Annotated in this window: 16 protein-coding genes; 4 read left to right on the forward strand and 12 right to left on the reverse strand. The window is 49.1% G+C overall.

Annotated elements, in window-relative coordinates; genetic code table 11:
* Window position 1 precedes the first annotated feature (1 nt).
* Window positions 2-1,213 carry an ROK family transcriptional regulator gene (locus AC23NW_RS25505; RefSeq protein WP_293833187.1) on the reverse strand — a complete coding sequence of 404 codons (1,212 nt, stop codon included), beginning with the start codon at window positions 1,211-1,213 and terminating at the stop codon, window positions 2-4.
* Between the two features lie 601 nt (window positions 1,214-1,814).
* Here AC23NW_RS25505 and AC23NW_RS25510 point away from each other — a divergent pair.
* Window positions 1,815-2,336: a C40 family peptidase gene (locus tag AC23NW_RS25510; protein WP_293833186.1), complete on the forward strand. Its 522-nt coding sequence runs from the start codon at window positions 1,815-1,817 to the stop codon at window positions 2,334-2,336.
* Between the two features lie 55 nt (window positions 2,337-2,391).
* On the opposite strand, the gene argB is transcribed toward AC23NW_RS25510, so the two are convergent.
* The 11 genes from argB to AC23NW_RS25565 form a co-directional block, all read right to left on the reverse strand.
* Entirely contained in the window at window positions 2,392-3,174 is a 783-nt protein-coding gene (gene argB, locus AC23NW_RS25515; protein WP_487453014.1) for an acetylglutamate kinase, read from the reverse strand.
* Window positions 3,167-4,129, reverse strand: coding sequence for an N-acetylornithine carbamoyltransferase (locus tag AC23NW_RS25520; RefSeq protein ID WP_487453016.1), 963 nt, complete (start codon window positions 4,127-4,129; stop codon window positions 3,167-3,169). Before AC23NW_RS25520 ends, argB begins: the two co-directional genes overlap by 8 nt.
* 10 nt (window positions 4,130-4,139) lie before the next feature.
* Window positions 4,140-5,273, reverse strand: a complete 1,134-nt coding sequence (locus tag AC23NW_RS25525) for an aspartate aminotransferase family protein (RefSeq protein ID WP_487453018.1) — start codon at window positions 5,271-5,273, stop codon at window positions 4,140-4,142.
* A gap of 161 nt (window positions 5,274-5,434) precedes the next feature.
* Complete coding sequence (locus AC23NW_RS25530) at window positions 5,435-6,172, reverse strand: alpha/beta fold hydrolase (RefSeq protein WP_487453020.1); 738 nt, start codon at window positions 6,170-6,172, stop codon at window positions 5,435-5,437.
* Window positions 6,173-6,297: 125 nt separating this feature from the next.
* Complete coding sequence (locus tag AC23NW_RS25535) at window positions 6,298-6,912, reverse strand: hypothetical protein (protein WP_293833177.1); 615 nt, start codon at window positions 6,910-6,912, stop codon at window positions 6,298-6,300.
* Window positions 6,913-7,043: 131 nt separating this feature from the next.
* A complete protein-coding gene (locus tag AC23NW_RS25540) occupies window positions 7,044-7,655 on the reverse strand; it encodes a hypothetical protein (protein WP_487453022.1) in 612 nt (203 codons plus the stop codon).
* 219 nt (window positions 7,656-7,874) lie between these two features.
* Window positions 7,875-9,107, reverse strand: a complete 1,233-nt coding sequence (clpX, locus tag AC23NW_RS25545) for an ATP-dependent Clp protease ATP-binding subunit ClpX (RefSeq protein ID WP_293833174.1) — start codon at window positions 9,105-9,107, stop codon at window positions 7,875-7,877.
* Window positions 9,108-9,275: 168 nt separating this feature from the next.
* The gene (locus tag AC23NW_RS25550) at window positions 9,276-10,121 is read right to left on the reverse strand and encodes a hypothetical protein (RefSeq protein ID WP_487453024.1); all 846 of its coding nucleotides are present in this window, start codon (window positions 10,119-10,121) and stop codon (window positions 9,276-9,278) included.
* Window positions 10,122-10,294: 173 nt separating this feature from the next.
* Window positions 10,295-11,362: a ScyD/ScyE family protein gene (locus AC23NW_RS25555; RefSeq protein ID WP_487453026.1), complete on the reverse strand. Its 1,068-nt coding sequence runs from the start codon at window positions 11,360-11,362 to the stop codon at window positions 10,295-10,297.
* 170 nt (window positions 11,363-11,532) lie between these two features.
* Complete coding sequence (locus tag AC23NW_RS25560) at window positions 11,533-13,011, reverse strand: capsule assembly Wzi family protein (RefSeq protein ID WP_487453027.1); 1,479 nt, start codon at window positions 13,009-13,011, stop codon at window positions 11,533-11,535.
* 142 nt (window positions 13,012-13,153) lie between these two features.
* Window positions 13,154-13,432 carry a helix-turn-helix domain-containing protein gene (locus AC23NW_RS25565; RefSeq protein WP_487453029.1) on the reverse strand — a complete coding sequence of 93 codons (279 nt, stop codon included), beginning with the start codon at window positions 13,430-13,432 and terminating at the stop codon, window positions 13,154-13,156.
* A 284-nt stretch (window positions 13,433-13,716) separates the two neighbouring features.
* Between AC23NW_RS25565 and AC23NW_RS25570 the strand changes: the two genes are divergently transcribed.
* The 3 genes from AC23NW_RS25570 (at window position 13,717) to AC23NW_RS25580 (ending at window position 14,751) form a co-directional block, all read left to right on the forward strand.
* A complete protein-coding gene (locus AC23NW_RS25570; RefSeq protein WP_071502916.1) occupies window positions 13,717-13,929 on the forward strand; it encodes a hypothetical protein in 213 nt (70 codons plus the stop codon).
* A gap of 32 nt (window positions 13,930-13,961) precedes the next feature.
* Window positions 13,962-14,171, forward strand: coding sequence for a hypothetical protein (locus AC23NW_RS25575; protein ID WP_487453031.1), 210 nt, complete (start codon window positions 13,962-13,964; stop codon window positions 14,169-14,171).
* Between the two features lie 73 nt (window positions 14,172-14,244).
* Window positions 14,245-14,751: a CPBP family glutamic-type intramembrane protease gene (locus tag AC23NW_RS25580; RefSeq protein ID WP_487453033.1), complete on the forward strand. Its 507-nt coding sequence runs from the start codon at window positions 14,245-14,247 to the stop codon at window positions 14,749-14,751.
* The last annotated feature ends 325 nt before the right edge of the window (window positions 14,752-15,076 follow it).

Below are 15,076 nucleotides of genomic sequence, written 5' to 3' on the forward strand. Positions count from 1 at the left end.
GTTACGGAATCTGTTCTTGTTCTAGTAAAGATTGTAGTACATATGCCTGCGTACCCGACATTTTTGCCAGACTACCCAGCTGCGAAATTTCGATTTTTAACGCTCCCTGGAAATCGGCCAGGCAGTATTTGGCAATGGCCTGTTCAATGGGCCGGCTGATGAGTTTTTCGGCTTTTGCCAAAACCCCGTTCACGATAATCAGCTCAGGATTAAACAGATGCACCGCAACCGACAGGCCTTTTCCCAGATGCATACCGACGTCGGTCAGCAGGTCAACCGCAAAGCCATCTCCCGCATTAGCGTAGTTGATGATGGTTTCAACGTCGATATCATCCGCATTTTCTTCTGCCAGCCGTGACGCCTGGCCTGCCTGTAAACCGGCCTTTGCCCGCCGGATCAGGGCCGATGCACCCGTCAGGGTGTCCAGGCAACCTACTTTTCCGCACATACACAGTTCACCGTTTTCCTGCACCTGAATGTGCCCGAGTTCACCGGCAAACCCCGAAGCACCCTGCAGCACCCGGCCACCGGTAATGACCCCGATGCCCACACCCCAATCGATGTTGACAGAAATGACCTGGTTTTTGGTCCGCGCCAGCCCAAACCAATGCTCGCCCAGGATGATTGCCTTGGAGTCATTAATGAGGTAGGTCGGGGCCAGAATATACTGCCGGATCAGCTCCCGGAACGGTAGTTCGGGCCGGTCAAGGTGCTGATAGGTGTAGTTAACCCCGCGCTGGCCGTCGACCAGACCAGGTACCGCCACCCCGACGCCAATGGCCTGCATCTGCCGGATTTCCAGCTCACGGGCGATTTCAGCCAGCGCATCAGCCAGTTCATCCGACTGGCTGTAGTCGGGGCCCAGCGGAAACGTAAAGGTTGTTTTATACAGTAATTCGTTAGTGAGTGAAAAAACGGCCAGTTTGGTATCGTTGAGCCGGATGTCGATCACGACGATGGCATAATACGCGGCATTCAGCGAATAAAGTGTCGGCTTGCGGCCATATTGGGCATCAGCCGTACCGACCATGTGCAGCCATTGTTCACTCGTTAATTCATCTAATAAGGTGGCAACCGACGGGACACTCGTATGCAGTAACCGGGCAAGCTGAGATACGGTAGCTTTTCCTTCGCGATACAGGCAGTCGATGATGCGGCGTTTCAGTTTATTTTTTTTAGCATCAACGACTGATAAAGCAATGCTTTCTTCCATAATTACTGATGATTCATTGCCAGTCTACTCTTGCGGTAAGCCGTTTTAGAGGTCAGGCTTCTTAGTGGAATGGACGATGTATGTTGTGAGCAGCATCCTTAAACAAAAGCCAGCTGAACGTTGCCGGAGCCATCCGGAGCCGGCAACGTTCAGGCTGGCTCATAACATTGAGTAAAGTATATATTGCGTCGAAAATAAAAGTTCTTCAAAAAGTTATGTGTCTACTTAACCAACTCAATAAAAAGTTTATTGAGATAGAACCCTGTGGGCCAAGGCTCTATCTCATAAAGCTTGTTGGTCTTTCATTCTTTTAACAATTTGAAGTACAATATTATTATTTTATTTACATAATCAGCTTATAATTTTTAAAAAAATTAAATAATATACTTTTTATTCGTTCCGGCTACATTAACTGTGTCATTAAATCCACACTACCTGATTTTGTAACTCACTGATAATCTAACGAATACCCGCTGGCTAACATTAAAAAATTTGGCATGTGGAAAACTTTCCACATAATTATTTGGCATTAAAGCGGTACGGGCCTATTTTTGAGGACTTGCAGGGATAATCCCAACTTGGACTTAACCTTTTTATTAAGATGAGAAAAATGCTCCTGACTGCGCTTCTGGCAGTCTCGTTTGGCATTGTTCAGGCCCAGACGTCGCCCAATGCAGTTGAATCTACCGCCGCAGAGCCCGCTCTTTATGAGCAGATTCCAATTGTGAGCGACATTATCTCTTTCGCAAAAAAGCATCTCTCCAACCGCTACCGTTCAGGGGGCACTTCGCCTGGCGGATTTGATTGTTCCGGATTTACACGGTATTGTTTCAACAAATTCGGCATTATGCTACCGCATTCCAGCGCTGCACAGGGTAGTGTCGGTGTTTCGGTTGAAAAAGAAAGTGCCCAGCCCGGTGATCTGATCCTGTTTAAAGGACACAGTGCAGGCAGCAGCCGGATTGGCCACGTCGGTATGATTGTCGAAGTTGAGGGAGACCGGATTAAGTTTATTCATTCAGCCTGGAACGGCGGTGTTCGATATGACTGGCTGCATGCCGATTACTACAAACGCCGGTTCGTCGGTGTGCGCAGAGTAATCTCCCTGCTGGCCGAAAAATAAAGCAAAAAAAAAGGAAGGTGACCCTTCCTTTTTTTTTGGCATTCTATCAGGTAGTTTATCTGGTCAGCGTTGTACCCGCTCCCGATGCTACTGCCTGCGCCAGTTCATCGGCATGGCAGATAATTACCTTGGACACGCCTTTCTCCAGCGCACGGAACGCATTATCCAGTTTTGGAATCATGCCTTTATTGATAGCACCCGACGCTTTATAGTCTGCATAGACAGCTGGTGTCAGTTCGGCAATCACACTCGCATCGTCGTCAGGATTGCTCAGTACGCCTTTCTTCTCAAAACAGTAAACCAGTGTCACGTCATTATGAGCAGCCATGTCCACAGCAATGGCTGAGGCCATTGTATCGGCGTTGGTATTCAGCATATTGCCCTCCCGGTCGAAGGTCAGGGGTGCAAAAACGGGGGTCAGGTCCTGACGGATAAACGCCTGTAACTGACCGGAGTTTACCTCCTCAATATCACCGACAAACCCATAGTCAATCTCTTTTACGGGACGTTTGCGGGCAAGCACCGTTCCGCCGTCTGCTCCGGTCAGACCGATGGCATTGGTTCCCAGTGCCTGTAGCTGCGCCACAATCTGCTTGTTGACCAGCCCGCCGTAAACCATCGTAACCACATCCAGCATCGGCCGGTCTGTAATCCGGCGGCCTTCGACCATTGTCGTCTGAACGCCTAATTTCTCAGCCACCTGGGTTGCGACTTTGCCACCGCCGTGAATAAGTACTTTCTCATCACTCAATTGCGAAAATGACGCCAGAAACCGCTTCAGCGCATCCGGATTGTCAATGACATTCCCGCCAATCTTGATGACTGTTACCTTACCCATGCTGCAAAATTTCTTTTAACACCGCCTGCGCTGACCATTCCCGATTAGCAGCCTGATCAATCACAATCGACTGCGGGCTGTCCAGCACCTCATCGGTAACTTTCATGTTCCGGCGCAGCGGCAGACAATGCATGAATTTGCCGTTATCGGTTAGCTGCATTTTGTCCATCGTAACAGCCCATGACGGGTCCTGTACCAGCACCTGACCGTAGTGCGTATACGATGACCAGTTCTTGCCGTAAATAAAGTCGGCCCCTTCAAACGCTTCGTTCTGGTTATGCGTCACCCGCGCCTTACCGACAAACTCAGGGGCGAGGTCGTAGCCTTCCGGATGCGTGATAACCAGCTCCACATCCATGTGGTTCATCCACTCCGCAAACGAGTTGGCAACAGCCTGCGGCAACGGTTTGAAGTGCGGTAACCAGGTCAGCACCACTTTCGGGCGGGCTTTGGTTTTGAACTCTTCAATCGTGATGCAGTCGGCCAATGACTGGAGCGGATGGCGGGTGGCTGATTCAAGGTTTACGATCGGGACACCGGCATACTTCACGAATTGCTTCATCACCTGCTCCCGGTAATCCTTGTCGCGGTCTTTTAGTTCGGCAAAGGCCCGGACAGCAATAATGTCGCAGTAACGACCCATAACGGCCGCCGCTTCCTTCACGTGCTCAGCCTTGTCGCCATTCATGATCACCGGATTACCCAATTCACCGTCTTCCAGCTCAAGGCCCCAGCTATCCTGCCCTACGTTCAGCACCATCACGTTCATTCCCAGATTCTGGGCTGCCTTCTGAGTGCTGAGGCGGGTCCGTAAGCTGGAGTTGAAAAAGATCAGGCCAATGGTTTTATTTTTTCCCAGATGCTGGTCGGCAAACGGGTTCTGTTTGGCCTCCAGGCCTGATTTAATCAGGGCCTGAAGGTCTGTTACGTCGTGAATGGAAATGAAATTGGTCATTTTATCCTAATCAAACCGTTGCTTTAACTTCTTTTGATAAAGCGTCCAGGAACTGATCGATTTCTTCGGTTCCCAGCGCCAGCGACGGCAGTAACCGGATGGTATTTTTGCCTGCCACACCGGTAAACATATGGTGTTCAAACAGCAGTGTATTCCGCAGTGTCTCCACCGGAAAATCGTACTCGATGCCGATCATCAGTCCACGGCCGCGCAGCTCTTTGTAGCCGCCCACCTGCCGCAGGCCGTCCATCAGGTAATCGCCCATTTTCGCCGCATTGTCCATCAGGTTTTCATCTTTCATGATGTCGAGCACGGCAATAGCCGCCGTACAGGCCAGATGGTTTCCGCCAAAGGTGGTTCCGAGTAAGCCGTAGCTTGCCTTGAACTTCGGCGAAATCAGGATCCCGCCGATCGGGAAGCCGTTGCCCATGCCTTTAGCCATCGACATAATATCCGGTTCAATGCCGCTGAACTGATGCGAAAAGAATTTACCCGAACGGCCATACCCGCACTGAACACCGTCCAGAATCAGGACCGCACCGGTTTCATCGCACCGGCGGCGCAGCGTTTGCAGAAACTCATCCGTTGCCACATGGATACCGCCCACGCCCTGAATCCCTTCGATGATAACGGCCGTCACCTCATCGGTAATGCCCGCAACAGCTGCCTCTACATCATTATAAGGCAGAAACGTTACATGCTCACTGTAGTTTACCGGCGCCACAATCGACGGATTGTCCGTTGCCGCAACAGCACCCGCTGTCCGGCCATGGAACGACTTCCGGAACGCCACTACTTTAGTACGCTTGTTATGGAACGAAGCCAGCTTCAGGGCATTCTCGTTCGCTTCAGCGCCTGAATTACAGAGGAATAACGCATAGTCAGGGTAACCCGACAACGCTCCCAGCTTTTCGGCCAGTTCTTCCTGCAAGGGAATCCTGACTGAATTTGAATAGAACGAAATCCGGTTTAATTGTTCAGTAATGGCCCTGACATATCGTGGGTGGGTATGCCCTACAGAGATGACAGCGTGGCCCCCGTACAGGTCGAGGTACCGTTCGCCTTTTGAATCCCACAGATAACTCCCCTGTGCCCGCACAGGCTCGATATCATACAGCGGATAAACATTAAAGAGTTGTGACATTGTCTGAACAAATAGTAGCCCTGAATGAATAAATCAACAGGATAATTATAAAAGATTGCAAGTTTACAAATTATGTACCCTAAATCATTGAAAAAAACGAAAAAAGGGGCCTTAGCCCCTTCCAATTCGTTTTCCACCCGGCATTCGGCACGCTCCGGCAGCTAAACAGCCATAACTTTGATCAGAAAGCGCCGGATCGCGTTCAAGGCTTCGGCAGGCTCTTCCAGCATACCCAGATGGCCGGAGTGTTCCAGTACTGTGGCCTGTACGTTCGACGGCATCTCAAACAGCTCCTTACTTTTGTCAAGCGGCACCAGCTTATCTTCTTTCCCGGCAATAATTAATACCGGATAGGCGGCATTTTTCAGGACATGTGTCCGGTCGGGCCGCGACTGAATAGCTTTAACACCTGCAATCAATGCATCAGCCGGTAACTGCCGGCCTTTGCTGACGACAGAGCCAATCGTTGCGGCCATCGACGTTTTATGTTCTTCGGCAAACATATTGGGTACTGCGGCATCAATGAACGCCGGCGATCCCTCAGCCGTAAGCTGTGCAATGGCCTGTTCCCGTTTTGGTTTGCGGTCTTCGTCATCGGGGAATGCCGTTGAATGAAAAAGGCCCAGACCAGCCATCATGTCCGGATGCTTTTCGGCAAAGGCCAGCGCAATGTAGCCGCCCATCGAATGGCCGATCAGGACTACCTTCTCAATGCCGGATGCCTGAAACACACTATATAGCTCTTCAGCGTACGCTTCAACGGTCTGGTGGCTGGTCATGCCCGAAAAATCAGGCTTGACAATCTGTACATCCGCCGATAAATCGTCGTACAGCGTATCCCAGACCGACGGGTCTACGCCATGACCATGAATCAGACAAAGTGTGGGTTGTTCTGTCATGTTACAAGCAACCCGGAGGCTGCGGTTAGAGGTGACTTGTTTACTATAAACTGACAGTGGCACGATCGACGGATATTACCGCTATGATCGTGCCACTGATTAGTAATGATTTTTATATGCTGCGATTACACGGTACGTAACACACCTACCAGGATCAGTACGATACCACCGATCAGCATCAGTAAGCCTAACAGACCCAGTACACCACCGAACAGCAGCGATAACAACAGACCAACGATACCGATGATGATACCGGCGCGGGTTGCACGGTCCATTACCTTAGCTTCGTCAGGAGCCATGTGTTTTTTGATCTGCTTATCGATTTTTTTCGTCATCATACGCTCCATCAACGTCGCTTTTTTTGTTGTCTGGAGTGTGTTTGACGCTTTAGCTGTGGTTGCTTCGTTCAGGAGTTGTTTCACACGGGCCATCCGTTTTTCCAGCTTTTTGTTTGAAGCCAGTTCTTTATTATTGGCGGCGTATGCTTCAATCTGATCAACTACCTGCTTGGTTGCTTCAACCTGCGCAGCTGTTGGTGCGTCAACGGCAGCCGGGGCCTCAACCGGTGTGGCTACGGCAACTTCTTCCGTTGTTTTTGGCTGAGCAGCCGGTGCAGCTTTCGCTTCTGAATAGAATCGTTCTGTCTGCGTACGCTGAACCGTGGCGTATGGACGGCTACACGCGGTCATCATGGCAGCAGCGGCGAAGGCAAAAAAGGCGTTGCGAGTCAACGTTTTCATAAATCTGTGTTTTTTTAGTGAATTAACGGTTTGAACGCCCAAACGTAAAAAATTGTTAGAAACGAAAAACCGGTGTTTGAATAAATTTGATTGAATGAGCATTTAAAACCCCGTTTCTGAGCTACTGGCCCCTATAAAAGGCCAATCAGAAGCAGAACAGCGCCGACAATTAACGATACGAGCCCAAGGGTTGCCGCTGTCCCGGAAGTCAGTAAAAGCAGCAGCAGACCCAGAATAACCAGCACGGCACCGCCTGTCAGTACGCCCGTATTCAGCTGGGCTTTCTGCGTTTTTTCGGGACTCATTTTCTGCTGGATTTTCTTGTTGATCTTCTTAACCATCATCCGCTCCATCGCCGTTGACTTGTGCGTTGCCGCCCCGGCCGACGCTTCCGTCAATGACGTTGTCGCTAACAGTTGCCTGATCCGGCCCATTCGCTTATCCAGCTTTTGTTTGTCAGAAACCGACAGTTTGTTATCGGCAGAAGCCACGGCTTCGTATTTCGCCAACGCTTCGTTTACCGTTTGCGGAGCAGCCTCCGGTGCTGTTACCGGTACAGTAACAGGCTGTATGCCGGCTTGTGAAACGGTTTGTTCAGCCACAACGGGTGCTGTAGCAACTGATCGTGTTGAGGCGACCTCAGCAGGCGTACGCTGGAGGGTAGCATACGGACGGTTTGTACACGCCGTCATGAGCATTCCGATGGCCAGAGCATAGAATGCATTGGTAGTTATGCGCTTCATATGAGAAGGACGTTGAGTGAAACATAATTTACTTTTCACTCGACTAACTGTCCACACATATGAATGTTTCGGAAACCTACATAAAGGGGAGTTTACCAAAAAAAAGCGGAGGCACGACTAGAAGTCGTGCCTCCGCTACTTATTCCCGGAAATGGCGCACAATCCAGAGCCGCGCTGCCATTTTTCATTAACCATTTCTCCTTATTCATTCCGGCAGGCCTATGCCGCCGACCGCAGCACCTGCCAGGTTGATTTACCAAACTGCTCCTGCACATAATCCATCGACACCGTAAAGGTCGTCAGATCGGTCCGTGAGGGCAGTTCAAACATGGCGTCGGTTATGATTGATTCGCAAATGGCCCGCAGCCCGCGCGCACCCAGATTGAAGTGCAGGGCCTGATCGACAATAAAGTCCAGTACATCGGACTCCCATTCAATGGCAATGCCTTCCATGGCAAACAGCTTTTCATACTGCTTGGTAATGGCGTTTTTCGGCTCCGTCAGAATTTTCCGCAACGCCTGGCGGTTCAGTGGTTCAAGGTGGGTCAGTACCGGCAGACGGCCGATCAGTTCCGGAATCAGTCCGAACGATTTGAGGTCCTGCGCCGATACAAAGCGCATCAGATGTTCGCGGTCAAAGGACTCGTGCAGGCGGCGGTCGCCGGAGAATCCGATCGGCCGCGTGTTGATCCGTTTGGCGATATGCCGCTCAATACCATCAAAAGCGCCGCCGCAGATGAACAGGATATTTTCGGTGTTGATCGAAATCATCCGCTGATCGGGGTGCTTGCGGCCACCCTGCGGCGGTACGTTCACCATCGAACCTTCCAGCAGTTTCAGCAAGGCCTGCTGCACGCCTTCGCCCGACACGTCGCGGGTAATGGACGGGTTATCGGCCTTCCGGGCGATTTTATCAATTTCGTCGATGTATACAATGCCCCGTTCAGCCGCATCAACGTTATAATCAGCCGCCTGAAGCAGCCGGGTCAGGATCGTTTCAACGTCTTCGCCCACATAACCGGCTTCGGTAATGACCGTAGCATCGGCAATACAGAACGGCACTTCCAGCTTACGGGCAATGGTCCGGGCCAGATACGTTTTACCGGTACCGGTCTCCCCGACCATGATGATGTTCGATTTCTCGATCGTCACATCATCCTCCGTTTTGGGCTGCATCAGCCGCTTATAGTGATTATACACCGCCACCGAAAGCGTTTTTTTCGCCTCGTCCTGCCCTATAACATACTGGTCAAGGTGGCGCTTCATCTCCTGCGGTTTAATCAGGTTCAGCTTGATGTCTGCCGGTTCGGAGCGGCGCGGCCGCATTTCTTCCAGCACCACGCGGTGGCCTTCCTCAATGCAGTAGTTACAGATATGGGAGTCCATGCCCGACAACAGGAGCATTACTTCATTTTTTCGACGGCCGCAGAACGAGCAACTAACCGCTGGCATATTGGTGATCAGAGTGTTTTGATGTTTATGTTCGTAAAACTGACAACTACCCTTTTTGTTGTCATCCTTTTTTTGTCAATAAAAAACGACCTGAGTATACCCAGGCCGTAGTAGGTAAACAAAGGTACATGTTGAATGCTGAACAGGCAAGCCCGCATCCGCCGTTACCTAATAAGTTTCGTAGTCGTAAAAGAGCCCGTATGTACTGCCGGCCGGCCCTTCTGACCACTGCGTGATACGGCCGTCGGCACGAGCGGTTACGGAATAGTTTTTTGTCACAGCCGCTGTTACGGGTACACCCGCTTTGTCGAAGTTCCGGACTGTCTGCAGCAACACGTTGTTCTGGCTATACCGGAATGCCAGTTGATCACCCCAGATGGTGGCGGGTGGTAAGCCGTAATACGGACTCCGTCCGGTGCCGTATGCATACGTGGTACGGAGCCGGCCCGTCTCCACCCGATCCGTACCATACACCGGCGCGTCAATAGCCGTCAGATTACCATCGGTATAGGCATAGGTAGTAACCAGCCCTGTCTGACCGGCAACGGGCAGCTTGTATTCCGTTTTTTTCACCGGCCGGTTTTGCGCATCGAGTTCATACACGAGCTGCTGCGTGTCGGTAAACGTTCCGTCAGCCCCCATCGAGACATAGGTAGCCGTCACGATTTTACCGGTGCCGTCATACGTATAGCGGATGCGTGACTCCCCTGCTTTCTGTTTGCTCTGATAGTCAAGATAATCCGTCTGCGTCAGACGCCCCTGTGCATCATACTGGTACGTCATCCGGTTTGCCTGATCCAGGCTGAATGGCGGAAACGGCCCTCCGGGTGTGAAATAGCTCTGCACCAGCACCACCCGGTTACCGGTATCGTATGAATAGACCTGAAAAAAGGTTACATCAGACCGGTCGGTTACGGTTTTCAGCCGCACGCGGTCTTCCACCACAGGTTCACTTCCTCTGCTGCACCCTGCCAGCCAAAGGCCGGTTATTCCCAACAGTATAACTTTCCACATACTCCCCTTCATACCTGTTTGTCATGCGTTATCATCATCCTAAAGATACAAAAAAGGGGAAAATCGTTGGATTTTCCCCTTCAGAATTACAAACTGTGACGACGATCAGGCCGGTTTATACCCGGCCATACATCCTGTCTGACGCTCTCCTGTCTATTGGTCTCCGACCCCGTTTAGTTTGTAGCGTTTAATTTTACAATAATACCGGGACCGTAATACAGCAGATAATAGGTATCTGCGCTGACGGTACTCAGGTGAATATCAACCGGCGTGATCGCTGGTGAAAACAAGGTCGTTGCCGCATTATCACCGCTGGCAACCCGACCCGGGGTTGAAAAGCCAAATTCGGTAATGAGCGTTTTGCCACCCGGCGTAAATGTAATATCAGTAATACCCGAAAAGCCTGTCTTATAAACGGTTGGCGTAACCGGTGCCGCACCGCTTCCGCTAACCTGATAAATCGTTGACTTACCGGTCGGGAACGGGAAACCCACGAGGGTTGTCACCAGGAAATTTGTACCGTCAAAGACAATGCTGGTCGGAACGGCGTCGATGGTCGGCGGACCAACAGGCGCACCCGGGTAAGTTGGATTAGGTACATCCGGGAAAACCGCATAAATGCTCAGCGCGTTGGTTCCTTTGGCTACCCGCACAATGGCATTGGCGCCGGCATCAGCGATAAAAATATCTCCGTTCGGCCCGAATGTCAGGTTATACGGGTTTGAATCGGCCGGGTCCGGCGCGTTCGGACGGGCATTCTTTACAAACGTACCAATGTCTACAAAACTCAGTGAGCTTGCCGGAATCGGTGCGCTGACGCCCGGAACAAAGTTCGATACATCGGCCACAAACATCTTATCCTCAATGCTGTGTAGGATATACAGCTTACCGTCACGGTATAGCAGGTGGTTCAGGCCTTCCGGCGAATTTTCCGGACTGATTGCCGATACAAAACCTGTGATAACCGGATATACAGCACCTGACGGCGTTACGACCGATACACGACCGTCATTCACCGTGCCGCTACCGGCTTCGGTAACCCAGATATTGCCTTTGCTGTCATCAGAAATACCGATGGGTGCTTTCAGACCGGATGCAACCGGCGGGCCGGGAACAGCTGCCAGGGTTACCGGATTCGGAATACGGTGATCCTGCAATACACAACCGTAAACGCCAACCAGCAAAATACCCAGTGAAATGAACAGCCAGCTTGTCTGGCGGAGGGAGTAGTTAAATTTCATACGACGAATGGTTAGAAACAGGCTTATAATAAAAAGTGGACTATTGGAGAGTTGGGCAAAAGTAACATTTTATATACAGGCAAATCAAGAAGCAGTGATTTAATGGTCTCTTTTCTAACGATACTTACAAACTAGTCACTAGAAAAGCAGAAAAAGAAACCCTTCCCCCATCACCATGCGTAGTGTAATCCCAGATAACTACCGGTGCTCACAGGCAATAAATCGCCCTGGTCAACGGCAAATGACGCGCACAGTAAGGCAGTTTTCCGGCGGTTCAGCGGCCAGCGGATAGCGGTATAGGCTGATAGTTGCGGCAATGGTTCGGGATACGGGCGATTGAATGTTCCCCTGTTTCGGGACAATGACGCTTTAAACATCAGGGAAGGCCCGCCGGCGATAACGCCGTCAAGCGCCAGATACCAGGCCGTAACGCGGTTGTTCGGGAAATAGGGTCCGCCCAGTCCGGCGGCATACTGGCTGAGATTCGTGTAAGGAAAAAGAAACGGTGTGCCCAGCGTAAGTCCCTGATACGTCCACCCTTCACGGTACTGGCTGTGGTTGTAGTAATTATCACCGCCCTGATACTGCGCGGCCGGATCGAAGGTCGGGCCGCTCTGATTCAGTGTACTGAGCCATTCAATGACTACACGCCGGATCCGGAACCACGACGAGGCCTCGCCGTTCAGATTCAGCAACCGCAACCCTGTTAAGCCATCCGGCACATTCCGCAGGGCCAGTCCGGACGCATCTTCATACAAATGCTGGTGGTACAATTGCCAGTTAGTCCGGTCACCACGCCACTCCAGGGCCAGATCAATACTGCCGATATGGTTACCGATCCGGTTAGTGCCGTCAAAATCAGTAAACCGGTCCGTTTGCAATGCCTCCGGATACCGGCCCGTTACCACCGACAGGTAGTCACGGAAGGTAGCCGGCAACTGACCGTTTACTGCCAGCGGCGTATCGTTCAGGTAACCGGCCTGCCCACCCCACTGCACCTGATGATTCAGACCGGCATACGCGCGCACCCGCCAATGTGGTTTCCCAAGCCGGAAATAAGCGTATTTCTGGTGCAGGTAGCTGTTTTTTACATAGGAATTGATAAACCAGCCGTGCGCATACCCCACACGAAAGGCCAGTATATGCTTCAGAAAACCCAGTGATATATAGTCCGGCGTATGCAGCTGTACTTTCGGAATGGGCAGTGTATTCCCTGACCAGGCCACACTCCCCGACGACAGCAAGGTATCGACAATCCCGATGACACCGGTACGGTTACCGGCAAATAATTCGAACTTACCGTAACGTACTTTCAGAAAAGCATCCGGTAAATAGTACCGCAGCGGCTCGCCGGCTGGCTTCAGCTGCCCGTTGAACACCCCGTTAACACCAAAACCCCAGTCGAAGCGGGAGGATGAGTCGGTGCGTTGCCGGTAATCCTGCGAAACATTCAGCCGCGCCGTGATCAGGGAACCTGTCAAGGGTACAGTGCCCTGCTGATTGGTTCGTAACCAGAAGGGAATCGGCCCATTGCCGGCCGCGTACCATCCTGACTCAACCGCATAGCGGATCCTGTCATTGGCCGGTTGTGCGAAGGCTGAGACAGAAGCAAGACAACCGGTTAGTATCCAAAGGTAACGGTATGGCATAGGCACGGTAATTTCGTAATCGACCTTGATACAGAAGCACGAACGTGGGGAAAAATACCGGACTTGTCAAGAAACAATGCTTCTTTCAGGTGACAGGGTTTAGGCAACGGCGTGGAAATCGGGGGGTCTGGCTTAGTGAGAATCACTTAAAGTAACTCCCCCCCATTTTACGTAACTTAACAAATATTGGCCTTGAGACAACTAACGCGACAAGCTGGTTTGAGTCATGTTCCAGAAACTCGCCGACCGATAAGCCGTATAACCGCGCAACAGCCTCTAACTGATCGGGATCCGGTTTTGATTTGCCTGTTTCGAGGCGGCAATAGGTTGATTGTGCAATAGTTAACGAATAAGCAACCGCTGCCTGTGAGTAGCCGAACAACTCACGTAGACGGCGTAGTTTGGTTGGACAAAAAGGCATATAAACGATGGTGTTAGTAATAGTTATAGTAAGCTAATGACGAAACTGAAACAATATTGTCACACACTTTCATATTTTCAATAAAAATTATTTCCCTTACTATTTTTTATAATATTTCCAATCCATATTTGCACAAAATCATTCATATCGGTATCAGATTATGCAAATCTGAATTGGTTACGCCTCTATTTTAGTACAATTTTGACCCAACCAATTACGGCAAGGCACACCGGCCCGGGAGGTGAAGCAAGGTCGGGCGATTGGGAGACTTAACCATTTAAAAAATGAATACCTTACAGCTCAGTACGACTGGCTTTGACGAAATGATGTTTAGTGAAATAAGTCAGATTAATGGAGGAGGTGATCAACCCAATAATCCTATTCTTGAAGGGATAAAAAAAGGTGTGGAAGAATACCTTAAAGACTTCACATATGGGTTTGTCGGAGGCTTTATAAACGGTTTTTTTAACCGGCCAAATGATTGTTGTAAAAAATAGATATTCTTCAACCAGTAAATTCTACTAAATCTATGAAAAATATATGCTCATTATCATTAGCAGCTGGCTTTGAAGACTTGGGTGAAGATATAATATTCATTAATGGTGGCCAAGATGTAAAGTGTCAGGGTTGTGAGTTTGGGTATTTAGTTGGACAATTTGTAAGAGCAATTGTTACAGGTTGGGGGAATGGTGCTAGCCATTATGATGATTACCGTAGAGAAACCGGATTTGGCAAATAATATTTAATGGCGCACAGATTTGTGAATCTGTGCGCCATTAAATAAATTTATAAAGCTTTTTTTTTAATAGTTTATGCGACACCAAAATACACTTAAACAATTATACTACACACTATATAAATTAATTTATAATAGTTTTTTTTTAAATAAAATATACAAATACACTTTAATATCAATTTGTCTCCATCATATATCTTCCAAATTTTTCTTCATATTTATCCCAAATAAGTCTGTAAAAAGTTTCCACAATTTCAATTCAATATCTGAAGAGCTGTATGAAGTGCTTATATGGGCACCTGTTCTTGAAAGTTTACTTTTCCAGTATCTGGTTATTGAGTTTATTTATAGTAAGAGCAAAAGTATTTCTTTTTCTATCATTGGTTCCAGTCTTCTTTTTGGACTTTGGCATTTTTATAGTATCAATTATATATTATTCAGTTTTTCAATAGGTATCTTCCTGTCTTATACATACTTAACATTCCGTAGTAAATTCAACATACTAGGCGCAAACATTTCAGTGATTTTCATACACTTCATTTTAAATCTTAAATCTTTAATCTTAAATCATTTTTCCAATTAGTAAGAGAGCCTCACTTTTTTGTAGCTCTTAATAGGCTTGTTGCAATGTAAATAATAATTAAATTTAAGTATAATTTACAATAAAATAGCTTATCTTTTAATTATTATTTTCCAATAACAACCACATGTCAGTTAATTAATTACGCCAATATGCCCCTAATTTAGAATCACATAACAACGTCTAATATATCATGGCACTTTTTTAATCATAAACCATGTTAGTAATTATCTTCATAAAATCAGGCAATATGAGATGGTCTAATTTATCGGCACAGTGAACTTGCTTAACTTCGCAAGATCATGCAGCAACTAAGCAGACCTAAAAC

Source organism: Arsenicibacter sp. R0_47, from assembly GCF_057652235.1.

Bases quoted from the DNA above. Each gene is read 5' to 3' on its own strand.
- AC23NW_RS25580 (WP_487453033.1), top strand. From the start codon at position 14,245: ATGCGACACCAAAATACACTTAAACAATTATACTACACACTATATAAA.
- AC23NW_RS25530 (WP_487453020.1), bottom strand. From the start codon at position 6,172: ATGACAGAACAACCCACACTTTGTCTGATTCATGGTCATGGCGTAGAC.
- AC23NW_RS25510 (WP_293833186.1), top strand. From the start codon at position 1,815: ATGAGAAAAATGCTCCTGACTGCGCTTCTGGCAGTCTCGTTTGGCATT.
- AC23NW_RS25535 (WP_293833177.1), bottom strand. From the start codon at position 6,912: ATGAAAACGTTGACTCGCAACGCCTTTTTTGCCTTCGCCGCTGCTGCC.
- argB (WP_487453014.1), bottom strand. From the start codon at position 3,174: ATGGGTAAGGTAACAGTCATCAAGATTGGCGGGAATGTCATTGACAAT.
- AC23NW_RS25565 (WP_487453029.1), bottom strand. From the start codon at position 13,432: ATGCCTTTTTGTCCAACCAAACTACGCCGTCTACGTGAGTTGTTCGGC.
- clpX (WP_293833174.1), bottom strand. From the start codon at position 9,107: ATGCCAGCGGTTAGTTGCTCGTTCTGCGGCCGTCGAAAAAATGAAGTA.
- AC23NW_RS25540 (WP_487453022.1), bottom strand. From the start codon at position 7,655: ATGAAGCGCATAACTACCAATGCATTCTATGCTCTGGCCATCGGAATG.
- AC23NW_RS25555 (WP_487453026.1), bottom strand. From the start codon at position 11,362: ATGAAATTTAACTACTCCCTCCGCCAGACAAGCTGGCTGTTCATTTCA.
- AC23NW_RS25550 (WP_487453024.1), bottom strand. From the start codon at position 10,121: ATGTGGAAAGTTATACTGTTGGGAATAACCGGCCTTTGGCTGGCAGGG.
- AC23NW_RS25525 (WP_487453018.1), bottom strand. From the start codon at position 5,273: ATGTCACAACTCTTTAATGTTTATCCGCTGTATGATATCGAGCCTGTG.
- AC23NW_RS25560 (WP_487453027.1), bottom strand. From the start codon at position 13,011: ATGCCATACCGTTACCTTTGGATACTAACCGGTTGTCTTGCTTCTGTC.
- AC23NW_RS25505 (WP_293833187.1), bottom strand. From the start codon at position 1,213: ATGGAAGAAAGCATTGCTTTATCAGTCGTTGATGCTAAAAAAAATAAA.
- AC23NW_RS25570 (WP_071502916.1), top strand. From the start codon at position 13,717: ATGAATACCTTACAGCTCAGTACGACTGGCTTTGACGAAATGATGTTT.
- AC23NW_RS25575 (WP_487453031.1), top strand. From the start codon at position 13,962: ATGAAAAATATATGCTCATTATCATTAGCAGCTGGCTTTGAAGACTTG.
- AC23NW_RS25520 (WP_487453016.1), bottom strand. From the start codon at position 4,129: ATGACCAATTTCATTTCCATTCACGACGTAACAGACCTTCAGGCCCTG.